Origin of the sequence: Zwartia panacis, from assembly GCF_030410395.1 — a bacterium.
Taxonomy (GTDB): domain Bacteria; phylum Pseudomonadota; class Gammaproteobacteria; order Burkholderiales; family Burkholderiaceae_B; genus Zwartia; species Zwartia panacis.
The window spans coordinates 106,031-127,308 of the sequence record NZ_JAUHHF010000001.1; the positions used below are offsets into that span (position 1 = coordinate 106,031).

A 21,278-nucleotide genomic window follows, 5' to 3' on the forward strand; every position below is an offset into this window, starting at 1 on the left:
CGCCACGACAAACGACATATTAACTTGCCCGGGTCAAATAAGACTTATGCACCCCTGAGTAAAGGGCTCAATACCCGTGAATATTGACTCGCCATGTCATAGGCATGCCCAAGCTGCAGGACCTCAAGGTCATGCTGCAGAGGACCGATGACTTGAATGCCAGCGGGCATCCCGGCGGCGCTGAAGCCTGCTGGCATGCTGAGGGCGGGCAATCCCGCCATCGTGGCCGGGATTACAGACTGCATCCAGCGGTGGTAGGTGTCCATTTTCTGACCCGCCACTTCTTTGGGCCAGTGTAGTTCAGCGATGAAGGGGAAGATTTGCGTGGTCGGCATGACGAGGAAGTCATAGGTCTCGAACAGTCTGCGCAGCTCTTGATACCAGGCAGTGCGGACTTTTGCGGCAGTAAAGACCTCGGGGCCGGACAGTTTGAGACCGCGCTCGATTTCCCAGACCGCCTCGGGCTTGAGAAGCGCCCGGCGCTCAGGTGCCTGGTAGTGATGCGCGTTGCCGCCAGCAAAGGTAAAGCTGCGCAGTGTGATCCATGCGTTCCAGAGCTGTTCAAGATCAAAGTTCAACCGAGCGTCCTCAACCGAACAGCCAAGCGTCTTGAAATGATCGAGCGCGCGGGTGGTGACAGCGAGCAGCTCGGGATCCATGGGTAAATGACCTTGCAAGTTCCCAAGCCAGCCCACACGTTTACCTCGGAGGTCTGTTTCAAGGGGCTGAGTAAACAGGCGCGGATCATCTTGGCGGCGTGTCAGGGGAAGGCGAGGATCAAATCCTGCCTGAACCGCTAAAAGCATGGCCAAGTCCGGCACATTGCGCGCCATGGGTCCGGTGACACTGAACTGCTGGAAAAAGACCTCTTCGCCAGGTCCGTGCGGCACGCAACCAGGCGAGGGACGAAAGCCAAAAACGTTGTTGAACGCCGCGGGTGTTCTGAGAGATCCCATCATGTCCGAGCCATCGGCGACAGGCAGCATCCTCAAGGCGAGTGCCACACCGGCACCGCCACTGCTGCCGCCCGCGGTGCGCGAGGGATCAAAGGCGTTCCGGGTGATTCCATAAACGGGGTTGTAGGTGTGCGCACCCAAACCAAATTCAGGTGAGTTTGAGCGCCCGACAAAGATTGCACCTCCCGCACGCACGCGGCCATTGGCAGCCGAGTCGACTTGAGTGACCTGACCTTTAAAAATGGGTGAACCGTTGGTGGTGACCATGCCAGCAACAGGTGCGATGTCCTTGGGTGCCTGAGGAAAGCCGTGAAGCGGACCCATGCTCTGATTGCGGGCCAGCTGGAGATCGCGTTCTTGCGCCTGCGCACGCAAGACATCACGATCCTGCATAGCGACGATCGCATTGACTGCCGGATTGTGCGCATCGATCTGGGCGAGAAATGCGTCCATGACCTCGACACATGAAAGCGCTCGTCTGTGAATGGCGCGTGACAAGCTCATCGCATCCATGGACACGATATCCCAGTGCTGATTTTTGTTGTTGGTGTGGTGGGTATTTTGAGGCGCGGCGGGTGTGGTCATGATGTATTGTCGGATCAGAGTCGAAAGCGTTGTGGGTCACGTCGGGAAATTCAGCCACTATTGTGCAATAAAATCCACGTGAACAAGCCCACTGGGCAGGACAGGAGCGAAATGAGTCTATTTTCTTTGCACGGCAAAACGGCGTTAGTGACGGCCAGTGTGCGTGGACTGGGCTTGGAGATCGCGCGTGGACTGGCACGGCAGGGCGCACGCGTATGGATCAATGGCCGAAATGACGCGACGGTTGCGCAAGCGGTTGAACAGATCCGTGCCGAGGGCGGGCAGGCGAAAGCCATGGTGTTTGATGTTTCTCGTCTTGATCTGCTGGATGGCATGATGCGAGTCATCGACGAGACTTGGGGTCCTCTGGATATTTTGGTTAACAACGCGGGGATGCGGGATCGCCGTGACCCCTTCGCTTTCGAACTGGATGCCGTCAGGCAGATGTTCGAGACGAATCTGGTCGCGCCTTTTGAATTATCCCGGCGGGTTGCGGGCCGCATGGTTGAGCATCAGGTTTCAGGGCGAATCATCAACATTACGTCGATAGCGGGTCAGATATCTCGTGCATCTGATCCGATTTACACCACCGCCAAGGGTGGACTTGCGGCGATGACGCGAGCCCTGGCGGCAGATTTTGGTCAATACGGAATCACGGTCAATGCTGTGGCTCCGGGATTCTTTGCCACAGAGGCGAATGCAGAAATGGTCGCAGACCAGGCTATTGAACAAATGTTGGCTAAACGCACCTCTCTGGCGCGTTGGGGGCGTCCTGAGGAAATTGCGGGAGCCGTAGCCTTCCTAGCCTCGGAAGCGGCGTCTTTTGTTACCGGTGAGGTGATCGCTGTCGATGGTGGTTATTTGGCACACTATTAGACGTCACTGGAGTCGCAACAGAAAAAACTGTTGACCGTCTTCAATCTAACACCTTAATCTGAACCTACAATATTAAATCTGACAATTGATAGTTCATCAGTCTAAAGTTCAGTGGACATCAGTTGTCGGTCAATCATTATTTGAAAAGCCCATTAAGGGATTGGAGACAAAAATGTTCAGACCTTCAACTCGGTCAGCTTTAATCGCGTCTGTACTAATCGCAAGTTCATGCGCTTCGGTTGCACAAACGAAGGTCTCTGATGATGTTGTCAGGATTGGGGTGTTGACCGATATGTCAGGTGTATTTTCAGCCAATGTCGGTCCCGGATCTGTCCTGGCAACCAAGCTTGCGATAGAAGAGTTCGGCGGTAAAGTCGCTGGAAAACCGATTGAAATGTTGTTTGCAGACCATTTGAACAAGGCTGATATTGGAGCAGCTCGTGCGCGCGAATGGATGGATCGCAATGGTGTTGACGTCGTGACAGAGTTGGGAAATAGCGCGGTCGCGCTTGCCGTCATGAATGTCGCAGCCGAAAAGAACCGCGTCACGATGGTGACAGGTGCAGGCGCCACGCGCATTACCGGTGAGGACTGCAAGCCTAACAATGTTATGTGGGTATATGACACATACGCTTTGGCCAAAGTCGGCACACTTCCGCTTGTGCAGGACGGAGCCAAGAAATGGTATTTCATCACCGCCGATTACGCTTTTGGCCACTCGCTTGAGGGTGATGGCATGCGTTTTGTAAAAGATGGTGGAGGATCTGTCTCAGGCTCTTCGCGCTATCCTTTTCCTGGCACTGATTTCTCCTCTTATCTGATTTCAGCTCAAGCAAGCGGTGCAAACGCTGTAGCCTTTGCAAGCGCGGGTGCTGATTTGCAAAATCAAATCAAGCAAGCGAACGAGTTTGGTTTGTCCATAAATCAAAAGCTTGTCGCGATGTTGATGAGCATTACGGATGTACATGGCGTAGGTTTGGATGCGGCTAAGAACATGAACTTTGCCGAAACTTTTTATTGGGACATGGACGACGAGACGCGCAAGTTTTCACAGCGATTTTTCAAGGAACTGGGAAAAATGCCAACAGCCTTGCAAGCTGGTCAATATTCGGCCGTCTTGAATTATTTGCGTGCGGTTGAAAAATCTGGCTCTGATCAGGCTGAAGTGGTCATGAAGACTCTTCGTGAAATGCCTATTCAAGACGCTTTTGCGCGCAATGCGAAATTACGCCCTGATGGCAAGCTGATTCACGACACTTATCTTGTCTCTGTGAAGACACCTCAGGAGTCAAAGGGGCCATGGGATTATTACAAAATCGTCAAAACAGTACCAGGTGATCAGGCGTTCAGCCCACTTTCAGAAAGTAAATGTCCGCTTGTTAAAAAATAAGCTACTCCGGGTGTGAAGATGATGCACGATGAAATAATCCTGAGGTTGTTGCCGGCTCGCGTGAATGCAGACGACAGGCTGTGTTGGCGTGGTCGTCATGTGAATACTACTTTTCTATTGGAATCAGGCACGGCACAGTATTTGATTTCGATAGAGAAGGGACGGATTTCCTCGGTCAGCAAGAGCGCCGGCCACCCCGATAGCTATCGCTTCGCTTTGCGAGCCGATGAAAGTGTCTGGGGCTCTTTTTGGCAATCTCATCCAGCACCCGGGTACCACGACATCATGGCATTAATAAAATTTAAACGTTTAAAAGCTGAGGGGGATCTCTACCCTCTCATGTCGCATTTGCTTTATTTCAAAGATGTTTTAGCAGCTGTCAGGGATGTCCCCCAGCCCGCTGGAGTCCACGCATGAGCAGTCAATCAGTCGTCAATCCAAAGGTCATGGTAGAACCGATCGTTGGTCGATACATGCATATCGATTTAAAGGGTCAGGAGCACCGGATATATGTAGAGGAGTCGGGTTCAGGTACGCCCTTGCTCTGCCTGCACACTGCGGGCTCGGATACCAGGCAGTATCGTGCCATTCAAAACGACCCTGATATTCTTAAAAAATTTCGGGTAGTTGCTTTTGATTTGCCTTGGCATGGAAAGTCTTCCCCTCCTGAGGGATGGCAAAACTCCACCTATCGCTTGTCATCACAAGATTATACGGAGGTGATTTTGGCGGTATCAGACGCCCTTGAGCTTGACCGTCCGATTGTCATGGGCTGTTCCATTGGTGGGCGGATCGTTTTACATCTTGCGCTCGAACATCCGGAAAGATTTGGCACAGCCATTGGCTTGCAGTCAGGGGCGCACGTCGAGCCTTATTACGATTTGGAGTGGTTGCATCGCTCTGATGTGCACGGTGGCGAGGTCTGTGCAGGAATTGTTTCCGGACTGATCGGACCATCTAGTCCCTCGGTTGAGCGTTGGGAGACTCTTTGGCATTACATGCAGGGCGGTCCCGGAGTCTTTAAAGGCGATTTGTTTTTCTACACCGAGGATGGTGACATCAGGGATCGCGTAAAAAATATTGACACAAAGAAATGTCCTCTTTGGCTATTAACCGGCGAGTATGACTACTCCTGTACTCCGCAAGACACAGAGTATCTTGGGAAAAATATTGCCGGCAGTCATTGGCAGATTATGCGGGGCATGGGTCATTTTCCCATGAGCGAAGACCCCAAGACTTTTCTGGAGTATTTGAAACCTGTGCTTGAACAGTCTCTGGCATCAAGAGCCCAGCGGACTCAAGAGGGTAGTCCGTAGCGAGGGAAGTCCGTTGTGCTTAGCGCAAGTTGCAGACATCCATCTGGGGCTGTACAAAGCCAGGGTCTCCGTTGCCATAGGCAGCCGGGTGCATGGTTCTGACTGTCTGTATTGCTTTCAGGCAAGCGGAGCCATAGTGAGTTGATCTGGAAAAGGCGCCCCAGCGCATTTGCATTTTTTGTACGACTTCCGACTGTATTCTGCAGTTGACGTTTCCCCCGCATCGCAGCGGCGAGGTTCCATCATAAGACGCGGCGGGTCGAGGTGCGGCAGCTGGTGGCGCTGAGGGTGCGGGTCTTGGGTTGGCTTGGGCGGTAGGTACAGTGGCCGAGCGACCATCGAAATCCACTCTGTCCAGCTGGCACAGATTCAGATTGCGTTTTTCTTCGACAAGCCGGCTTTGATATTCAACCCGAAGATCAAAGCTGCAGCCACGCGCGGATCCGGGGTTAAAAACCTGTTCATAGCCTTGCATCAAGACTTCTTCACCCAAAATATCCTGGCCCCAGCCGGTGGATTGCAAGGGTGAGATAAAAACTTTAAATATCGGCTCAGTACCTCGGTTTACGAGAGTAAAGCGCGTATCAATGAAGTTGGCGGGAGTTGGAAGACCAGAGCCAACACGCTCCATCACCCATTTCACATTTTTTTCACCTTCGAAATACAGGCGTCCGTCAGCTTGCAGCGTTGCTTGCACATTGTAAAATTTGCCGTCGGTATAAACCTGTCTGCCTGCAAAGGTCGTAGGGGAAGTGGCTGTCAGTTGAATAATGTTTTGACCCACTTTGAAGTTGGGACTGTTCGTGCTGGTGGCAGTGCCAATCCCATTTTTCAAAACGTAGCCGTACTTCCACTGTGTGCTGTACCAATTACCATCGAGCACGTCCACGGCGTCCTGGGCATTTCCGATCGGTACCATGAGGAAAAACATGGCCATGGTCTGGAAAACTCGGAACATTGTTATATGCATAATGGCGACCCTGATGCCAGATTATAAGTGTTGTCAATTTGACAATTATAGTCTTGTGTCTGTTCAGTTTGCCAGCGGCTTTTTCCTGCTAGCCAAGTTTGCCGCCCAGAACAGTAAGGTCAATAAAACGGCGGCCCCGACTTGTGCGACCAGCACGATGTTGTAAGACTGATCGATGGCCCATAGCCACGCGGCAACGACCGGACCGATCGCGCGCGCAATGATAGTCGGGACCGTAATCAGGCCGTTGAGTGCGCCATAGGCGTGCGCACTCAGCATTTCGGGTACGACTTGCGAACGCACAATCGTAAAGACACCATTCGCCAGACCGTAAATGCCGAAGAGTGCCGCGACAAGTTGAAAACTCAGTGAGTCCAACAGGAAGGTCGCGAAGACAAAAGGGAAAATACTGAGCATGATCGAGCCAAGCGTGCGCATCGAGACGCTTGACGCGAAACGGCTGATGATCATGCGGCCAAGCACCTGGGCTGGGCCGATAATTGAAATCGCCCATACCACTTCGTTAGTCGGTAATTGCTTGTCGAGCAACATGGGGTACATGTGAAACGTAAAAACTGAGAAAACCATCGAGTAGGTTGTCAAAGCAATCAACAAGAGCCAGAACACCGAACTTCGCAGGGCCTCGTGCACGATGTTTTTATCGCGTGCGATGTTGTCCGCCTTGCTGCTGGTCTGTGTGGCGTTGACGGCATCGAGTTCGGGTTTGATCCAGTGCCAGTAGCCTGCGGCGCAAGCAACGTTGACCAGCGCAAGCACCCAGAGCGAGGCGCGCCAGCCCCAACCATCCAGCAAGAACTGTTCAAGTGGAATAAAGACCGTACTGGCAAAGCCTGCCCAGAGTGTGATGGTAGTGATCCCGGCGCGAGAGTTTTGTGGACCGACGCGACGCGCGAGCAGCGCGAAAGCGGACTCATAGAGTATGGCTGCCTGGAGTGAACCCATCGCAGCCGCGATCAAGTAGAAAATAAACAGGTGATGAACGAAAGACCAGGCAATAAATAAGACCGCTGCGGTGATTGAACCCCAGACCATGACGCGCTTGCCATAACCTCGATCAATTGCCAGTCCGACGGGATAGGCGAGCGCGGCCGCTAGTAACAGGCCGATTGTCAGAGCGCCGTAAACGTCTGATTTTGACCAGCCCAACTCGCGCTGCATGGCGACGACAATCACTGGAAACGCATAGTAAATCGTGCCGTACGAACAGATTTGTGCGATACCAAGAAAATGGGCAAGTCCGTGTACTTGACCTGTGTTGGTTGATGCCTCGCGATCCATACCTTGTCTCGGTGTTATGATTTTTTATCAAACTAAAGATTACCTCATAATGAAAATATCATCGATTCTTGGACTGTCAGTCTGTTCCGCTGCGATTGTGTTGGCGGGCTGTTCGAGTAGCACACCAAGTGATACGGCCTTGGCCATGCGTGCGGATTTGTGCAAGACAAAAGACTTGGGCAGCATGACCAAATACCTGACCGAGGAGTCCAAGCCATTGATGGAAATGGTCACTAAGCTCGCCTCCAGTCCAGAAAAGAAAGCGATGATGGACAAAAACCTGGGTGAGACTTGCGCTAAACCTGCAAAGGTGATTGCAGAGAGAGTGACGGGCGATACAGCTGAAGTCACTCTCGATGGCGACAAGCCGATGAAGCTCAGAAAAGTGGACGGTAAATGGCTCGTCGTCATTTCCAAAAACTAAGAGTTTTCGTTGTTCTCGGAACGGCCGCATTGATGAGTGCGGCTGTTTTTTTTCTGTTGTTTCCGCAACGCGCGGAGCAGGACTTTTCTGTGATGCAAGCCGAGAGGCTAGTTGCCGAGCTGACCACTCAGCTTAAGGAAGGTGATCTTGTATTTAGGCGCGGGCGCGGTTTTTGGTCCGAGACATTTTCGGATCGCGCCGGTTCGAACTTGAGCCATGTGGGTGTCCTAGTTCTTGACCAGAATGGGTGGTCGGTCGTGCACGCCGAAGCCGACGATTTGAGTCTGATTGGTGGTGTGCAAAGTACGCCACTTGTTACTTTTTTAACAGGTACGGTCCTGCGACATTTGCGCAGAATTCAAATGACTGATGAAAGTCGCTCAATCTTCGTCACGGACATCAGAGACCATTTGCGTCGACAAACTCCTTTTGATACTGGCCTGTCGCTCGAAGATGATGCCCAACGTGTTTATTGTTCAGAGCTGATCTGGGCTTCTGCCCAAAAAGCCGGAGTCGATTTGGCTCGACCCCGGGAGTTGCTGGGCAAGTCTTACATCACCATTGACGACTTATTCTTTAGCCCTTTGTTGAGCGTGGTGTCTGTCACGCCTTGATCAGGCCTCATCCAGTCAAGCATCTCAGTCCAGTATCAATCTCCTAACCGCACCAGTCCATCGACTGCCAGTACTTTGTTGGACTGAACGAACAAGGGGTTGATTTCAGCTTCGAGCACATTGACACCCGTGACTGCAGCGAGTTTGGAAAAGGCGACGACCGCTTGTGCCAAGGCCTCGCAGTCACCCTTAGGCAGGCCACGGAAGCCTTTGATGAGCTTGGTGACGCGGACCTCGTCGATCATGGCGTGTGCCTGCTCGAGCGTGACAGGTGCCCGACGGATTGCAAAATCGGGTGACAACTCTGCCGTAATGCCCCCCGCACCCAGGATAATCGTCGGGCCGACTAAGGGATCATTGCGATAGCCGAGGATCAACTCGATCAGACGCGACTCCATGGCCTGAACCAGAAAACCGTCGATTCTTGCTTGTGGTGCGTAGGCTTTCGCGTTGCGACCGATCTCCTGCACAGCGGCTTCAAAATCCGCAGTGTTGTGGATGCCGACTTTGACGCCACCGGCCTCGGTTTTGTGCGGAATATCGCGCGAAGATACTTTGACCACAACGGGGTAGGGAACTGAGTGCGCAGGTTTTTCGCTGCTGACAAGCTGCGCTTGCGCGGTATTGACACCCAGTGTTTTAAAGACTTGCGCGGCTTCGAATTCGGTGAGTAAGCCCTGCTGAGGACAGGAAGCGGGCCAGGAAATTGCCGGCAAGGTTGGCGGGGCGCTGATGCGTGGCTGGAAAAATACTGACAAGGCGTCCGCGCAGGACTCGGGTGTGCGAAACGCGGGAATGCCTGCTTGTTGTAACAGGCCGAGCGAGGCCATTGCTTCAGGTGCCAAAAACACTGCGAGCGGTTTGGTGTCGGGCTTGTCTGATTCGACCAGAGGTTTGACGGCCAACTCCGGATGAAACTGCGCAGAAGAACCCACAACGCTCAACACGGCATCACACCAATCGGTGCGTAATAGTTGCTCGAGCAGGTCTTTGTATTGCGCGCTTGTCGCGGCAAGCGTCAGATCGATGATGGTCGTCTCGCGAATTTTCATGCCGCGTTGCGCCATCTGGGCGACGAAAGCGGGTGGGGGGGCGACCGCCACCATGCCCATGAGCCCGAGGTTGTCGACGACTGTCGCCGCACCCCCGCCAGTCGTGGTGATCACAGCCACGCGAGCGGGGTGGGGGTGGGGTGCTGTTTTGCCCAGATAGCGTTGAGCCAGTGGCGCGATTTCAAACAGGGTCTCAAGATTGCGCACGCGCAACACGCCGTGGGCACGCAAAAAGGCGTCTACGGCCACATCGTTTCCTGCCAGAGCGCCTGTGTGTGATTGGGCCAGGGCATCGCCCTGTTCGGAGCGTCCGATCTTGTAAGCAATCACTGGTTTATTGTGCGCGCGGGCACGTTCAAGCGCACGTGCCAAGGTGGGTGAATCGCGAATGGTTTCGAGAAACAGCAGAATGACTTTGGTTTGCGCATCATCGACCAGAGCGTCGATGACTTCACCCACGGTCACGTCGCTTTCATTCCCCACCGAGACCGATTTCGCAAAACCAAAACCACGCGCATTGGCGCGTGCCATGAGAGAACCCATCATTGAGCCGCTTTGCGAGACCAGGCTCAGGCCGCCTGTGACCAGCTTTTCTGTCTCAAAGGCTGCGTTGACGGACAAAATCATCCCGCTGTGCAGATCCGCCAGGCCAATGCTGTTGGGCCCAATAATGCGGACACCTAGCTGTTTTGCGCGCGCAATCAAGGCGTCTTGGGCGGCCATCCCCTCGGGACCCGTCTCTCCAAAACCGTCCGAGTAAATCGTGATGACTTTCGCGCCCGCTTTGGCGCACGAATCGATCAATGGCAACACGAGGTCGCTTGCCACCATCACAAATGCATGGTCGATAGGGCCAGGCAGGTCAGCCAGATCGGCATACGCGGGCTCACCCATGATTTCAGACTGTGTGCGGTTGATCGGGTAAATCTTGCCCTGAAAACCATGCTTGCGCATAAAGCGCATCGGACGCGCTGTGTTTTTCTGTAAGTTTCCTGAAGCGCCTACTAGGGCGATCGCGCGAGGGGAGAATAGTGCCTGGGCAAAGTCAACGGCAGAGACGGGATTATTCATTGGGTTCAGCGATATTCAAGCAAGTTTTTAAGAAGGAAAGAACAGATTTCGCTACGATAACTCAAAGAATCGCGCTGTTTTTTTTGCCGACTATCCTACAATCGGCGATAGAGATGAAAAAAACAGGTCACAAACGGAGGGGTTGGACCCATGAGTCAGGAAAGTAGCGGAAAACGCGTTAAAACACCCGAGTCTTTGCGCAGTGCGCGATGGTTCGCACCCGATGATTTGCGATCCTTCGGTCACCGGTCTCGCGCGATGCAAATGGGTTACGGACCCGAAGACTGGGTCGGTAAACCTGTCATCGGCATTGTGAATACCTGGTCTGACATCAATCCCTGCCACAGCCACTTTAAACACCGGGTCGAAGACGTCAAGCGTGGCGTGCTGCAGGCGGGTGGATTTCCCATCGAGTTGCCTGCCCTGTCCCTTGCAGAACAATACGTCAAACCCACCACCATGCTTTATCGCAACTTGCTGGCGATGGACGTGGAAGAGTTGCTGCGCTGTCATCCGATTGACGGAGTGGTGCTGATGGGGGGCTGCGATAAGACGACGCCCGCTTTGCTGATGGGCGCCACCAGTGCGGGCTTGCCCTCCATTTATGTGCCTGCCGGTCCGATGTTGCGCGGCAACTGGCACGGCAAGGTACTGGGGTCCGGCTCGGATGCCTGGAAATATTGGGATGATCGACGGGCGGGTTTGATTAATCAGAAAGACTGGATCGAAATCGAGGGTGGTATCGCGCGCAGCCACGGCACCTGTATGACCATGGGTACGGCTAGCACCATGACTGCGATTGCTGAGGCCTTGGGCATGACCCTGCCTGGCGCTTCATCGATCCCCGCGCCGGACTCCAATCACTTGCGCATGAGCGCCGAGTCCGGACGCCGAATCGTCGATATGGTCTGGGAAGACCTCACCCCCAACAAAATTCAGACGCATGCCGCGTTTGAAAACGCGATTGCTGTCGCGATGGCCATGGGGTGTTCGACGAATGCCATCATCCACGTGATTGCCCAGGCCAAGCGCGCGGGCTGTGACATCGGGCTCGAGGATTTTGATCGCTTTAGCCGCTTTGTGCCGGTGATCGCCAATGTCCGTCCGAGTGGCGATCAGTATTTGATGGAAGATTTTTTCTATGCGGGCGGACTCCCTGGTCTGATGACTCGCATTAAGCAGCATCTGCATCTGGATACCTTGACGGTGACCGGTAAAACGCTTGGTGAAAACATCGAGGGGGCCGCTGTATACAACGACGATGTGATTCGTCCGATCGACAATCCGATCTACGCTGAAGGCGCTCTGGCCGTGCTCAAGGGGAACCTGGCTCCCGACGGTTGTGTGATCAAGCCCAGTGCTTGCCCGCCGCATCTGCATCGTCATACGGGTCCCGCGCTTGTCTTTGACGACTATCCTTCGATGAAAGCCGTGATTGATCGCGATGATCTCGATGTGACCGCGGATCATGTGCTGATTTTGCGTAACGCTGGGCCGCAGGGTGGTCCAGGCATGCCAGAGTGGGGGATGTTGCCCATGCCTAAAAAGCTCCTCAAACAAGGGGTGCGAGATATGTTGCGCATGTCCGATTCGCGCATGAGCGGCACGAGCTATGGCGCGTGTGTGCTCCATATTTCTCCGGAGTCTTTTGTCGGTGGTCCTCTGGCGCTGGTCAAAACAGGCGACATGATCTCGGTGGATGTTCCAGCACGCACGATCAATCTCGACATCTCTGAAGAGGAGTTCGCGCGGCGCAAAGCAGCCTGGAAGGCACCGGAGCCCAAGTACGAGCGCGGTTATGGCTGGATGTTCTCCAAACATATCCAGCAGGCCAATGAGGGCTGTGACTTTGACTTTTTGCGAACGGACTTTGGTAAAGCTGTTCCTGAACCAGACATCTATTAAGAGACGGAATCATGAGCAAACTTTCTGCTGCGACACGCGACAAGCTCATGGCGGTGAGTACCGCCACGTTGGCGACTTGCCTGTACAAGCGTGGCTTGCGTTCGCAATTTATCCAAAACGTTCAAAAACTCTCTCTGGCCAAGAAAAACATGGTGGGAGAAGCCTATACCTTGCGGTATATCCCTGCGCGCGAGGATTTGAACGGAATTGAGGTCTTTAAGGATCGTGCGCATCCCCAGCGTAAAGCCGTGGATGAGTGCCCAGCGGGGGCAGTGATGGTCATCGACAGTCGCAAGGATGCCCGCGCGGCTTCGGCCGGAGGCATTTTGGTGGGACGACTGATGGCCCGGGGCGCCGCAGGTGTGGTCACGGACGGTGGTTTTCGGGATTCGGCAGAAATCGCCGAGCTCGGCATTCCTGCCTATCATCAGCGTCCTTCGGCACCGACTAACCTCACGCATCATCAGGCGATTGATATCAATGTACCGATTGCCTGCGGCGATGCGCCCGTGTTTCCGGGAGATGTGATCGTCGGAGATGCGGATGGCGTTCTGGTGTTACCCGCGCATTTGGCTGACGAGCTGGCCAATGAGGCGACCGAAATGACTGTTTTCGAGGATTTTGTAACGCAAGAGGTCAAGACGGGTCGGTCGATTCTCGGCCTCTACCCCAACACGGACCCAAAGACGACAGCCGACTTTCAGGCTTGGAGAGAGAAAGTGGGCAGATAAGGACCCTAAAAGCTCTGGACACAAAAAAGCCCTGTATGGCAGGGCTTTTTCAGGAAATCTGTACTGGGGTGAGCGACGGGGCTCGAACCCGCGACAACCAGAATCACAATCTGGGACTCTACCAACTGAGCTACGCCCACCACAGAAGCAAAATTCTATCATGTTTGTGCGTTTGTCGTGATTCACAATAGCAACATATTCAATTCCTAGGTAGCACTTCATGGCTCGGCTTCAAGAAATCCTGATCGAATATTGGCCTCACCTTTTGTTGGTCATTTCGATCGTCGCAACTACCGTGGCCTCCGTCCATGCGGCCATGACCAAGCAAGATGTCAGGGCGGCAATCGCTTGGGTGGGGGTGATCCTCTTTTCCCCTATCCTGGGGGCCTTTTTATATCTTGTCGCAGGCATCAACCGCATCCGTAAGGATCGCGTTTTTGCCAGGCGTGCCCATACGCTTTACGACAAGGATCTGATCGATAAGGTTCTGGTGCATGATGTTGTGGATGTCTCTGGCCCTCAATTTGCCTCGCTCAAAACACTTGGAGACCGGGTCAGTGATTTCAAGGTGCTGGGTCTCAACCAGATCAAGATGCTGCATGGTGGTGACGAAACTTACCCAGCGATGTTAGAGGGAATTCGCCAGGCAAAGCACTCGATTGCACTCCAGAGCTATATTTTTGATCACGATACGATTGGTAAAGAACTCGCCCAAGCCTTGATCGACGCCCATCACCGCGGCGTGCACGTTCGAGTGTTGATCGATGCGGTGGGCGCCAAATATTCGCATCCGCCCATCACTTCCATGTTGCGCGATGCGGGTGTCAAAACAGCTTTGTTTATGCAGCCCGTGATTGGTATTCGTCTGGTCTATGCCAATCTGCGCAGCCATCGAAAGCTGCTGGTCATTGACGGGTTGCACGGTTTCACAGGCGGGATGAATATCCGCGAGGGTTTTGTCACGGCGATCGCGAAAGATGCGGTGACGCATGACACGCACTTTCAGGTGAATGGTCCCATTGTGTATCAGCTCATGACGAATTTTGCGCATGACTGGGAATTTACGACTTCGGAAAAACTCACGGGTGAGGAGTGGTTTGCGCCTGCAGCCACCGAGCTTAGAGATTCAGGTGTGGCGTTGCGGTGCGTCCCGTCGGGTCCTGATGCAACGCTCGGTAGTACACACAGTATGTTGATGGGTGCTCTGGCCGTGGCACAAAAGCATGTCAGGATTCAGTCGCCCTATTTGTTGCCTGACATGGCGTTGATTGCCGCATTGTCCACGACCGCGCGTCGCGGCGTCATTGTGGACGTGGTCGTCCCGGGCGCCAACAACCTCAAGCTTGTCAATGCTGCGATGATGGCTCAGATTGACCAGCTTATTGCGACAGGCTGCCGGGTCTGGAGAGCCTCGGGGACGTTTGATCACTCCAAGCTTTTTACCGTTGATGGCGGCTGGTCTTATATCGGCTCTTCCAATATCGACCCACGAAGTCTGCGTCTGAATTTTGAACTCGACCTCGAGGTGTACGACCGCAGTATCGCCAAGGAGATTGAGACCAAGATCGATCGCATCATCGCAAACGCCGAGCTCATCACGCTGCGCATGGTGCGCAAGGATCCGTTCCTGATCCGATTGCGCAACAAGGTGATCTGGCTGGCTTCGCCTTATTTATAGATTTATAGATGATCGAGCGGATCCTGCTCAGGGTCCGCCGCATGGCCCACGCCCGCGCCTTGGATGCCATGTTTGTTCATTGACGCTTTGACCATGCCGCTCGCCTTCATTTCCTCGACAAATTGACGCAAAAATGTTGCGGCCGCCGGGCCCTTCGATTTTGGTACTCCCATGGCTTGATTAATCACCATGAAACGCTCTGGCAGGATTCTCACGCCGGACATTCCCTGCGTGTCCGCTTCAAGTTGTTGTTTGACGCCTGCAGCCACTTCGATGTTTTGCGCGAGGAAATCTTGCACAACGGTCTGTGAGGACGATGCGCGCACGATCGGAGATTGTTTGAGATGTCTGGTGAGAAACAAGTCGTAGGCACTTCCCTTGCCAACTACAACACGATTGCCGGGTGCATCGACTTGATCATTTCGCGTAATGGGCGAGTCCGTGCGCACAAGGTAATACCCTTCGATCAGCACATAGGCTGCGGTAAAAGAAATTTCTTTGCCACGCTCTGGATCCACGGCAAAAAAACCGATGTCGGCACGTCCCGATTCGACTGTTGCGACGGATTTTCCAGCGGTCTCATTGACGATCAGCTCAACCGGAACTCCCAGTTTTTGACCAAGCGCCTGAGCCAGATCAATTGAAATGCCAAATGGTTTGCCCTGTGCATCCAGATTGGCAAGAACAGGATTGCCGATATTGAGCGATGCGCGCAGCACACCATTAGGGGCAAAGGCTTGGATGATATCGCGGGAGATGGAATTCATGGGATGGGTGCTCCTGTCAGATCAGCAGTGTCAGTCTGCAATTTTTTGCCAACATAACAGAATCAGAGTCAATTGACAGGGCACAATCCAATACTGTTTCGTAGCGCCTATAATCAAATCATAGATTTCTAAAACTTATTTAGCTCAAAGATCATTCAAATGATGAATATTCGTTTACTGAAGTCCTCTGCTATTTGCGCGGCTTTTCTGCTGATGAGCGGAATGGCCCACGCCCAGCCTAAACCGGCTGCCCCGTTGGCGACAGTCAATGGTGTGGCGATTCCGGAGTCGCTGCTTGAGCAAAATGTCCGTGCCAATGTTGCGCAGGGCCAGCGTGATACCCCCGAGCTGCGTCAGGTTCTCAAGGATGAACTGATTAATCGTGAGATTTTGTCGCAGGAAGCTGCCAAGCTTGGATTGGATAAAACCGCAGAAGCCAAGACGCAATTGGCACAATTGCGCCAGACCATGATGGTTGAGCTTTTGCTGAACGATTACGCGAAAAAAAATCCAATCACGGATGTCAAAATCAAAGCTGAATATGATCGGCGCGTGGAGCTGCTTAAAAATGAGCAAGAGTACAAAGTTGGGCTGATCGTCACGCAAACCGAAGACGAAGCCAAGTCGATTCTCGCCCGTCTGAACAAGGGCGAGTCTTTTGCCAAGCTTGCCGAGCAATCTTCGATCGATCCGAGCAAGGTTCGTGGTGGGGACGTGGGCTGGGTTCTGCCGGCTCAGATCTTGCCAGCGATTTCCAACGTGATGGTCAATTTGAACAAGGGGAGCCTGGCGGTTGCCCCGATTCGTACGCAGGCAGGTTGGAACATCATTAAAGTCGAAGACAAGCGCGCCTATCAGGCACCGAGTCTGAATGATGCGAAAAACGAAATTCGCCAGTCTTTGGCTCAGCAGCAACGCGCCGAGTTGGTCAAACGTTTGCGTGATAGCGCCAAGGTACAGTAATTTTGGCGCCCCCGGCGAGAATCGAACTCACAACCACCCGCTTAGAAGGCGGGTGCTCTATCCAATTGAGCTACGGGGACGGCGCGGCGCTATTCTAACCTTTCTAATCTGGTCTGAGTTCTGATGTCACAACTCTTTGCCGTTCATCCTGACAATCCGCAACCTCGTCTGCTCAGGCAGGCGGCCCAGCTTTTGCAAAACGGCGGGCTCGTCGCGCTCCCGACCGACTCAAGTTATGCGGTTGTCGCGCGCCTCGATGATCGCGCGGCCGCTGATGCTTTACGTAAGCTGCGCGGCCTCGATGAGCGTCACCATCTGACGGTGCTGTGCCGGGATATGACCTCGATCAGCCAGTTTGCCCGCGTCGACAATGCCCAGTTTCGGTTGTTAAAACAAGCCACTCCCGGGCCCTGGACGTTTATTCTGGAGGCGTCACGCGAGGTCCCGAGACGGGTTTCTCATCCTTCCCGTAAAACGATCGGTATCCGAGTCCCCGCACATCCCGTGACACTCGCTTTTTTGGAAACGGTTGACGCGCCATTGCTGTCTACAACCTTGATTCCCGAGGGTGAGGAGTTGCCGCTCAACGATCCCGAGGAGATCAGGGAACGTTATCAGCACGCTTTGGCTGCGGTGATTGATGCCGGGGCTTGTCCCTTCGAGCCCACCACGGTGATCGATTTATCGGGACCCGTACCCGAGCTCATACGTCGCGGTCGAGGTGATCCGGCTCTTCTGGGTATCCCTTAGCGTTGCATGCCCGATAAACCTCTACAATCAGTTGCATGAACGAAATTATTCAAACGCTGACCCTGTATGCTTTGCCAGTGGTGTTCGCCATTACCCTGCATGAGGCGGCTCACGGCTATGTGGCGAGATTGTTCGGAGATCCAACCGCGACACTCGCGGGCCGAGTGACCCTGAATCCAATCAAGCATGTCGATCCGATGGGAACGATCGCCGTACCGATCGGTATTTTGCTCATGTCCAAGCTGGTGGGCGGACCGTTCTTGCTGTTTGGCTGGGCCAAGCCCGTACCGGTTGATTTTGGACGCCTGCGCCGGCCCAAGAGAGATATGCTCTGGGTGGCCTTGGCAGGTCCTGCTGCAAACCTTTTCATGGCAATTCTCTGGGGAATTTCTCTGCGATTGCTATTCGAGTCTGGCGACCGAAGTAGTTTTTGGTTTCAAATGGCCCAGGTGGGTATCCAGATCAATTTGACATTGATGGCACTGAATCTTTTGCCGATTTTGCCCCTCGACGGAGGCAGGATGCTGTTCAGCCTGTTGCCGCATCAGCTCGCCTGGCAATATAGCCGCATTGAACCTTTTGGCCTCTGGATCGTGATTGCCCTGCTTGCCACAGGGTTGCTTGGCACCCTCATCGCACCCATGATGTCTCTGGGGGAGTGGGTGGTAAGACTAGTGCTCTGAAAAGCCCACTATTCCGGTACACTTTCGACTGACTTCTATTAACGGCGCTTAGGCGCCACGAACAGCGCTCTGGATCCTATTTATGGCCACGAATTCTTCTTCCAACGGACCCCAGTTTCAAGGCAGTATTCCAGCCTTGGTGACCCCGATGCATCCAGACGGCAGCCTGGATTACGAAAGCTTTCGGGCTCTGGTGGACTGGCATGCCCAAGAAGGCACAGACGCACTGGTGATCGTCGGCACTTCCGGCGAATCCCCGACTGTCAATGTCGACGAGCATGCAGAACTCATCCGCGTTGCTGTCGAACACGCTGCTGGACGTTTACCCATCATCGCTGGCGTCGGCGCAAACTCGACGCGTGAAGCCATTCATCTGGCTGAGCACGCGCGCAAAGTCGGTGCTCACGCGGGCTTGTCCGTGGTGCCCTACTACAACAAGCCTTCGCAAGAAGGTATTTACCAACACTTCAAGACAGTTCAAGAAGCGGTCGATCTGCCAACGGTGCTCTACAACGTGCCCGGTCGCACGGTTGCCGATATGTCGCATGACACCGTGCTCAGGCTGGCTCAGATCCCTGGCATTATCGGCCTCAAGGACGCTACGGGTGACATTGGTCGCGGCGCGTTGTTGATTCGCGATGTGCCTGCCCATTTCCAGATTTTAAGTGGCGATGATGCCACCGCGGCCGCGCTGATCTTGCTGGGTGGTCGCGGCAATATTTCCGTGACAGCCAATATCGCGCCTCGTCAAATGAGTGAGATGTGCAAAGCCGCCTTGGCCGGTGATGTACAAAAAGTCCGACAGTTAAATAGTCTGCTGGGTCCTCTCAACAAGCTTTTGTTTGTTGAAGGGAACCCGATTCCAGTGAAGTGGGCATTGGCGCAGATGGGACGTATCCCCTCTGGTATCCGCTTGCCGCTTGTGGAATTAGGCGCTCAGTATCACGCTCCTTTGAGAGCTGCAATGGTTCAGGCGGGGTTGCTCTGAAATGAAAAGTTTGTTGAGTCAAAAGAAAGCGCTGATGGTGTCGGCAATTGCCGCCGTCATGGTGCTGAGTGGTTGTGCCTCGGTGCGAGAGGTGTTGAGTGGCGATAATTCTGTCGACTACAAGAGCGTGGTGCGCACTGATCCTCTGAGCATTCCGCCTGATATGACACAGGCCGCGAGTGACCCGCGTTTCCGTGCGCCCGACTCAGGTACAACGACTTTTAGTCAGTATCAGAAAGCCGGCCAGGTGAATCCTGCCGCACAAGCTTCGACTGCGAAATCCGCCGTGCTACCAACGCGCAGTGACATGCGCGTGATGCGGGATGGTGATTTACGCTGGTTGTCTGTGGATATGCCTGCTGACCGTGTATTTTCCACGGCAGCCGATTTTTGGACAGAGCTTGGATTCACGCTCGACGTTACAGATCCCAAAGCGGGTTTGATCGTGACCAACTGGGCTGAAAATCGCGCCAATATTCCTGACAGCTGGATTCGTCAGGCACTAGGGAGCGTGATGGGTGGCGCTTGGGACAGCGGTACACGTGACAAGTTTCGCACACGTATTGAACGTAACGGCAACCGCACCGAGATCTACATCACTCACCAGCACATGGTTGAAGAGGCTCTTGGTAAAGGCGCCGGAGGTGTCGCTGCCGATATCCGCTGGACAATCGGAAAGGAAGATCCAGGTCTGAACGCAGCCATGCTTGCACGCATGATGGTCTTCTTTGGTGAAGATGTTGACGGCGCTCGCAAGAAAATGGCTCAAGCCAAGGCCGATCCCCAGTCTCCTCAGGTCGTCGCACCAGATGGCGACAAGACCAAGCTGGTCATTGGTGAGACATTTGATCGCGCCTGGCGACGTGTCGGCGTGGCGCTTGATTCGGGCGGATTCGCTGTGGATGATCGTGATCGTTCGACGGGTGAGTATTATGTTCGCTACGTTGATACTGACACAGGCATGAAACGCGACGAACCACACTTCTTTGCCCGTCTGTTTGGTGCCAAGGATGCGCCAAAGGCCCCGACATATCGTATCCGTCTGACATCTGTCGGTACCCAGACTGAGGTGACGGTACTCGATGACAAGGGTGTACGAGACACGAGCGCAACCGCTCAGCGCTTGCTGGCTGTATTGGCGGACAAAATCTAAGTCGCCTTTCATCACGCGTTGCGGGTGCGGTGTCCCGTAAAAATAGGCTCCTTTTGGGAGCCTGTTTTTTTCGCCTTCCCGAAAATAGGGCAACCAGGTTGTCAGTGCACCAAAATAATGCATTTGGTGCGCCAGAATGAGGCGCATCGCAGAAATGCGCTCCCACGTCATGCTTTTACCGCAGAGTATTCTCTGTACATGGCGATCAGGCATCATTATTGCTTGTGTCAGGTCATGAACCGCGTCGAGTCTTTCACCACAGCAAGCTGGCTAGCCCGGCTTGAACTGGATTTTTATCCTGACGGGCAGGTCCAAACAGGACCCGCAGGACAAACACGCCGTACGAATCTCAAACATCAGCATCAGGGTCCGTTAAGGATACAAAAGGCGCTTTACCCCGAAGGCCCCGCACTCTGTCACGCGATCATCGTGCATCCACCCGGTGGAATTGCTGGCGGTGACCGGCTTGAGGTGCAACTTCGGAGTCAAGTACAGAGCCGTGCGCTGGTGACTACACCATCGGCTGCGAAGTGGTACGGGACCGATTGGGTGGTGCCAGCCACGCAAAAAATTGAGATCGACCTGGAAGGACAACTGGAGTGGCTTCCTCAGGAAACGATCGTCTTTGATCGCGCTCAAGTCGAGTCGGACATCACAATCGAGGCCGCCGCGACTGGGGCGATGCTGGGGTGGGATCATTTAATTTTTGGGCGACGAGCTTCAGGTGAATCCTTTACCTCAGGACGTTTTGCGCAATCACTCAAGATCATTTTTCCAGAGGGGCTCGTCTGGCATGATCGTATCGTGCTGGAGGGAAGCGATGCGTTGTTTCACTCACCGATCGGTCTGAGAGGACATCATGCGTTTGCAACGGTTTGGGCTATTTTGGCCGAGCCAGACGCATGGACAGAGCCTCAACTGGAGTCCGTGCGCAAGCAGAGCCCCGAGCTTGCGTGGACCGTGCTTCATCCACGTTTACTCGTCGGACGTTTGCTTGTTGAACCTTTAAAACTCAAGGGCTTGCTTGAACAGGCGTGGAGCACGCTGCGGCCCCTCGTTCTGGGTCGCATGGCCCTTCAACCCCGTCTCTGGGCAACATGAATCAAG

At 53.9% G+C, this 21,278-nt stretch carries 20 protein-coding genes and 2 tRNA genes; 15 read left to right on the forward strand and 7 right to left on the reverse strand.

The annotated features are described in order from the left end of the window. Nucleotides 1-44: 44 nt before the first annotated feature. Nucleotides 45-1,541, reverse strand: a complete 1,497-nt coding sequence (locus tag QWY30_RS00495; RefSeq protein WP_290237272.1) for an amidase — start codon at nucleotides 1,539-1,541, stop codon at nucleotides 45-47. A gap of 111 nt (nucleotides 1,542-1,652) precedes the next feature. Here QWY30_RS00495 and QWY30_RS00500 point away from each other — a divergent pair, with 111 nt between their 5' ends. The 4 genes from QWY30_RS00500 (at nucleotide 1,653) to QWY30_RS00515 (ending at nucleotide 5,123) form a co-directional block, all read left to right on the forward strand. Next, the gene (locus QWY30_RS00500; RefSeq protein WP_290237273.1) at nucleotides 1,653-2,417 is read left to right on the forward strand and encodes an SDR family oxidoreductase; all 765 of its coding nucleotides are present in this window, start codon (nucleotides 1,653-1,655) and stop codon (nucleotides 2,415-2,417) included. A gap of 172 nt (nucleotides 2,418-2,589) precedes the next feature. Next, entirely contained in the window at nucleotides 2,590-3,807 is a 1,218-nt protein-coding gene (locus tag QWY30_RS00505; protein ID WP_290237274.1) for an ABC transporter substrate-binding protein, read from the forward strand. A gap of 18 nt (nucleotides 3,808-3,825) precedes the next feature. After that, the gene (locus QWY30_RS00510; RefSeq protein WP_290237275.1) at nucleotides 3,826-4,224 is read left to right on the forward strand and encodes a hypothetical protein; all 399 of its coding nucleotides are present in this window, start codon (nucleotides 3,826-3,828) and stop codon (nucleotides 4,222-4,224) included. Then, complete coding sequence (locus QWY30_RS00515) at nucleotides 4,221-5,123, forward strand: alpha/beta fold hydrolase (RefSeq protein WP_290237276.1); 903 nt, start codon at nucleotides 4,221-4,223, stop codon at nucleotides 5,121-5,123. The genes QWY30_RS00510 and QWY30_RS00515 overlap by 4 nt, the downstream gene beginning before the upstream one ends. A gap of 19 nt (nucleotides 5,124-5,142) precedes the next feature. Here QWY30_RS00515 and QWY30_RS00520 read toward each other — a convergent pair whose 3' ends face one another. Continuing rightward, a complete protein-coding gene (locus tag QWY30_RS00520; protein WP_290237277.1) occupies nucleotides 5,143-6,081 on the reverse strand; it encodes a hypothetical protein in 939 nt (312 codons plus the stop codon). Between the two features lie 75 nt (nucleotides 6,082-6,156). Next, entirely contained in the window at nucleotides 6,157-7,392 is a 1,236-nt protein-coding gene (locus QWY30_RS00525; RefSeq protein ID WP_290237278.1) for an MFS transporter, read from the reverse strand. Nucleotides 7,393-7,441: 49 nt separating this feature from the next. Here QWY30_RS00525 and QWY30_RS00530 point away from each other — a divergent pair, with 49 nt between their 5' ends. Further along, nucleotides 7,442-7,816, forward strand: coding sequence for a hypothetical protein (locus QWY30_RS00530; RefSeq protein ID WP_290237279.1), 375 nt, complete (start codon nucleotides 7,442-7,444; stop codon nucleotides 7,814-7,816). Further along, nucleotides 7,789-8,430: a YiiX/YebB-like N1pC/P60 family cysteine hydrolase gene (locus tag QWY30_RS00535; protein WP_290237280.1), complete on the forward strand. Its 642-nt coding sequence runs from the start codon at nucleotides 7,789-7,791 to the stop codon at nucleotides 8,428-8,430. Before QWY30_RS00530 ends, QWY30_RS00535 begins: the two co-directional genes overlap by 28 nt. A 35-nt stretch (nucleotides 8,431-8,465) precedes the next feature. Here the strand turns inward: QWY30_RS00535 and QWY30_RS00540 are convergent, their stop codons facing one another. Further along, nucleotides 8,466-10,553 (reverse strand): acetate--CoA ligase family protein, encoded by a 2,088-nt coding sequence (locus QWY30_RS00540; protein WP_290237281.1) that lies wholly within the window; start codon nucleotides 10,551-10,553, stop codon nucleotides 8,466-8,468. Between the two features lie 150 nt (nucleotides 10,554-10,703). On the opposite strand from QWY30_RS00540, the gene araD reads away from it, so the two are divergent. Beyond that, nucleotides 10,704-12,458 carry an L-arabinonate dehydratase gene (araD, locus tag QWY30_RS00545; RefSeq protein ID WP_290237282.1) on the forward strand — a complete coding sequence of 585 codons (1,755 nt, stop codon included), beginning with the start codon at nucleotides 10,704-10,706 and terminating at the stop codon, nucleotides 12,456-12,458. Nucleotides 12,459-12,469: 11 nt separating this feature from the next. Next, on the forward strand, nucleotides 12,470-13,189 hold the full coding sequence (locus QWY30_RS00550) for a ribonuclease activity regulator RraA (RefSeq protein ID WP_290237283.1): 720 nt from the start codon (nucleotides 12,470-12,472) through the stop codon (nucleotides 13,187-13,189). A 64-nt stretch (nucleotides 13,190-13,253) separates the two neighbouring features. Here QWY30_RS00550 and QWY30_RS00555 read toward each other — a convergent pair. Beyond that, nucleotides 13,254-13,329, reverse strand: a tRNA-His gene (locus tag QWY30_RS00555). Between the two features lie 80 nt (nucleotides 13,330-13,409). Between QWY30_RS00555 and QWY30_RS00560 the strand changes: the two genes are divergently transcribed. Next, entirely contained in the window at nucleotides 13,410-14,867 is a 1,458-nt protein-coding gene (locus tag QWY30_RS00560) for a phospholipase D-like domain-containing protein (protein WP_290237284.1), read from the forward strand. 2 nt (nucleotides 14,868-14,869) lie between these two features. Here the strand turns inward: QWY30_RS00560 and QWY30_RS00565 are convergent, their stop codons facing one another. Beyond that, nucleotides 14,870-15,634, reverse strand: coding sequence for an ABC transporter substrate-binding protein (locus QWY30_RS00565; RefSeq protein ID WP_290237285.1), 765 nt, complete (start codon nucleotides 15,632-15,634; stop codon nucleotides 14,870-14,872). Nucleotides 15,635-15,793: 159 nt separating this feature from the next. Between QWY30_RS00565 and QWY30_RS00570 the strand changes: the two genes are divergently transcribed. Continuing rightward, entirely contained in the window at nucleotides 15,794-16,597 is an 804-nt protein-coding gene (locus QWY30_RS00570) for a peptidylprolyl isomerase (RefSeq protein WP_290237286.1), read from the forward strand. A gap of 3 nt (nucleotides 16,598-16,600) precedes the next feature. Here the strand turns inward: QWY30_RS00570 and QWY30_RS00575 are convergent. Beyond that, nucleotides 16,601-16,677 (reverse strand) — tRNA-Arg (locus tag QWY30_RS00575). Between the two features lie 43 nt (nucleotides 16,678-16,720). Between QWY30_RS00575 and QWY30_RS00580 the strand changes: the two genes are divergently transcribed. The 5 genes from QWY30_RS00580 to QWY30_RS00600 all read left to right on the forward strand — a co-directional run bounded on the left by QWY30_RS00580 (nucleotide 16,721) and on the right by QWY30_RS00600 (nucleotide 21,272). Beyond that, nucleotides 16,721-17,347, forward strand: a complete 627-nt coding sequence (locus tag QWY30_RS00580; RefSeq protein WP_290237287.1) for an L-threonylcarbamoyladenylate synthase — start codon at nucleotides 16,721-16,723, stop codon at nucleotides 17,345-17,347. 35 nt (nucleotides 17,348-17,382) lie between these two features. Beyond that, entirely contained in the window at nucleotides 17,383-18,030 is a 648-nt protein-coding gene (locus QWY30_RS00585; protein ID WP_290237288.1) for a site-2 protease family protein, read from the forward strand. Between the two features lie 82 nt (nucleotides 18,031-18,112). Further along, nucleotides 18,113-19,018 (forward strand): 4-hydroxy-tetrahydrodipicolinate synthase, encoded by a 906-nt coding sequence (gene dapA, locus QWY30_RS00590; RefSeq protein ID WP_290237289.1) that lies wholly within the window; start codon nucleotides 18,113-18,115, stop codon nucleotides 19,016-19,018. 1 nt (nucleotide 19,019) lies between these two features. Further along, on the forward strand, nucleotides 19,020-20,171 hold the full coding sequence (gene bamC, locus QWY30_RS00595; protein ID WP_290237290.1) for an NlpB/DapX family lipoprotein: 1,152 nt from the start codon (nucleotides 19,020-19,022) through the stop codon (nucleotides 20,169-20,171). Nucleotides 20,172-20,405: 234 nt separating this feature from the next. After that, nucleotides 20,406-21,272, forward strand: a complete 867-nt coding sequence (locus QWY30_RS00600) for an urease accessory protein UreD (RefSeq protein ID WP_290237291.1) — start codon at nucleotides 20,406-20,408, stop codon at nucleotides 21,270-21,272. Nucleotides 21,273-21,278: the final 6 nt, after the last annotated feature.

What these genes read in the sequence shown, in the direction of transcription:
- QWY30_RS00495 (WP_290237272.1), bottom strand. Translation starts at nt 1,541, where the DNA reads ATGACCACACCCGCCGCGCCTCAAAATACCCACCACACCAACAACAAA.
- QWY30_RS00500 (WP_290237273.1), top strand. Translation starts at nt 1,653, where the DNA reads ATGAGTCTATTTTCTTTGCACGGCAAAACGGCGTTAGTGACGGCCAGT.
- QWY30_RS00505 (WP_290237274.1), top strand. Translation starts at nt 2,590, where the DNA reads ATGTTCAGACCTTCAACTCGGTCAGCTTTAATCGCGTCTGTACTAATC.
- QWY30_RS00510 (WP_290237275.1), top strand. Translation starts at nt 3,826, where the DNA reads ATGATGCACGATGAAATAATCCTGAGGTTGTTGCCGGCTCGCGTGAAT.
- QWY30_RS00515 (WP_290237276.1), top strand. Translation starts at nt 4,221, where the DNA reads ATGAGCAGTCAATCAGTCGTCAATCCAAAGGTCATGGTAGAACCGATC.
- QWY30_RS00520 (WP_290237277.1), bottom strand. Translation starts at nt 6,081, where the DNA reads ATGTTCCGAGTTTTCCAGACCATGGCCATGTTTTTCCTCATGGTACCG.
- QWY30_RS00525 (WP_290237278.1), bottom strand. Translation starts at nt 7,392, where the DNA reads ATGGATCGCGAGGCATCAACCAACACAGGTCAAGTACACGGACTTGCC.
- QWY30_RS00530 (WP_290237279.1), top strand. Translation starts at nt 7,442, where the DNA reads ATGAAAATATCATCGATTCTTGGACTGTCAGTCTGTTCCGCTGCGATT.
- QWY30_RS00535 (WP_290237280.1), top strand. Translation starts at nt 7,789, where the DNA reads ATGGCTCGTCGTCATTTCCAAAAACTAAGAGTTTTCGTTGTTCTCGGA.
- QWY30_RS00540 (WP_290237281.1), bottom strand. Translation starts at nt 10,553, where the DNA reads ATGAATAATCCCGTCTCTGCCGTTGACTTTGCCCAGGCACTATTCTCC.
- araD (WP_290237282.1), top strand. Translation starts at nt 10,704, where the DNA reads ATGAGTCAGGAAAGTAGCGGAAAACGCGTTAAAACACCCGAGTCTTTG.
- QWY30_RS00550 (WP_290237283.1), top strand. Translation starts at nt 12,470, where the DNA reads ATGAGCAAACTTTCTGCTGCGACACGCGACAAGCTCATGGCGGTGAGT.
- QWY30_RS00560 (WP_290237284.1), top strand. Translation starts at nt 13,410, where the DNA reads ATGGCTCGGCTTCAAGAAATCCTGATCGAATATTGGCCTCACCTTTTG.
- QWY30_RS00565 (WP_290237285.1), bottom strand. Translation starts at nt 15,634, where the DNA reads ATGAATTCCATCTCCCGCGATATCATCCAAGCCTTTGCCCCTAATGGT.
- QWY30_RS00570 (WP_290237286.1), top strand. Translation starts at nt 15,794, where the DNA reads ATGATGAATATTCGTTTACTGAAGTCCTCTGCTATTTGCGCGGCTTTT.
- QWY30_RS00580 (WP_290237287.1), top strand. Translation starts at nt 16,721, where the DNA reads ATGTCACAACTCTTTGCCGTTCATCCTGACAATCCGCAACCTCGTCTG.
- QWY30_RS00585 (WP_290237288.1), top strand. Translation starts at nt 17,383, where the DNA reads ATGAACGAAATTATTCAAACGCTGACCCTGTATGCTTTGCCAGTGGTG.
- dapA (WP_290237289.1), top strand. Translation starts at nt 18,113, where the DNA reads ATGGCCACGAATTCTTCTTCCAACGGACCCCAGTTTCAAGGCAGTATT.
- bamC (WP_290237290.1), top strand. Translation starts at nt 19,020, where the DNA reads ATGAAAAGTTTGTTGAGTCAAAAGAAAGCGCTGATGGTGTCGGCAATT.
- QWY30_RS00600 (WP_290237291.1), top strand. Translation starts at nt 20,406, where the DNA reads ATGAACCGCGTCGAGTCTTTCACCACAGCAAGCTGGCTAGCCCGGCTT.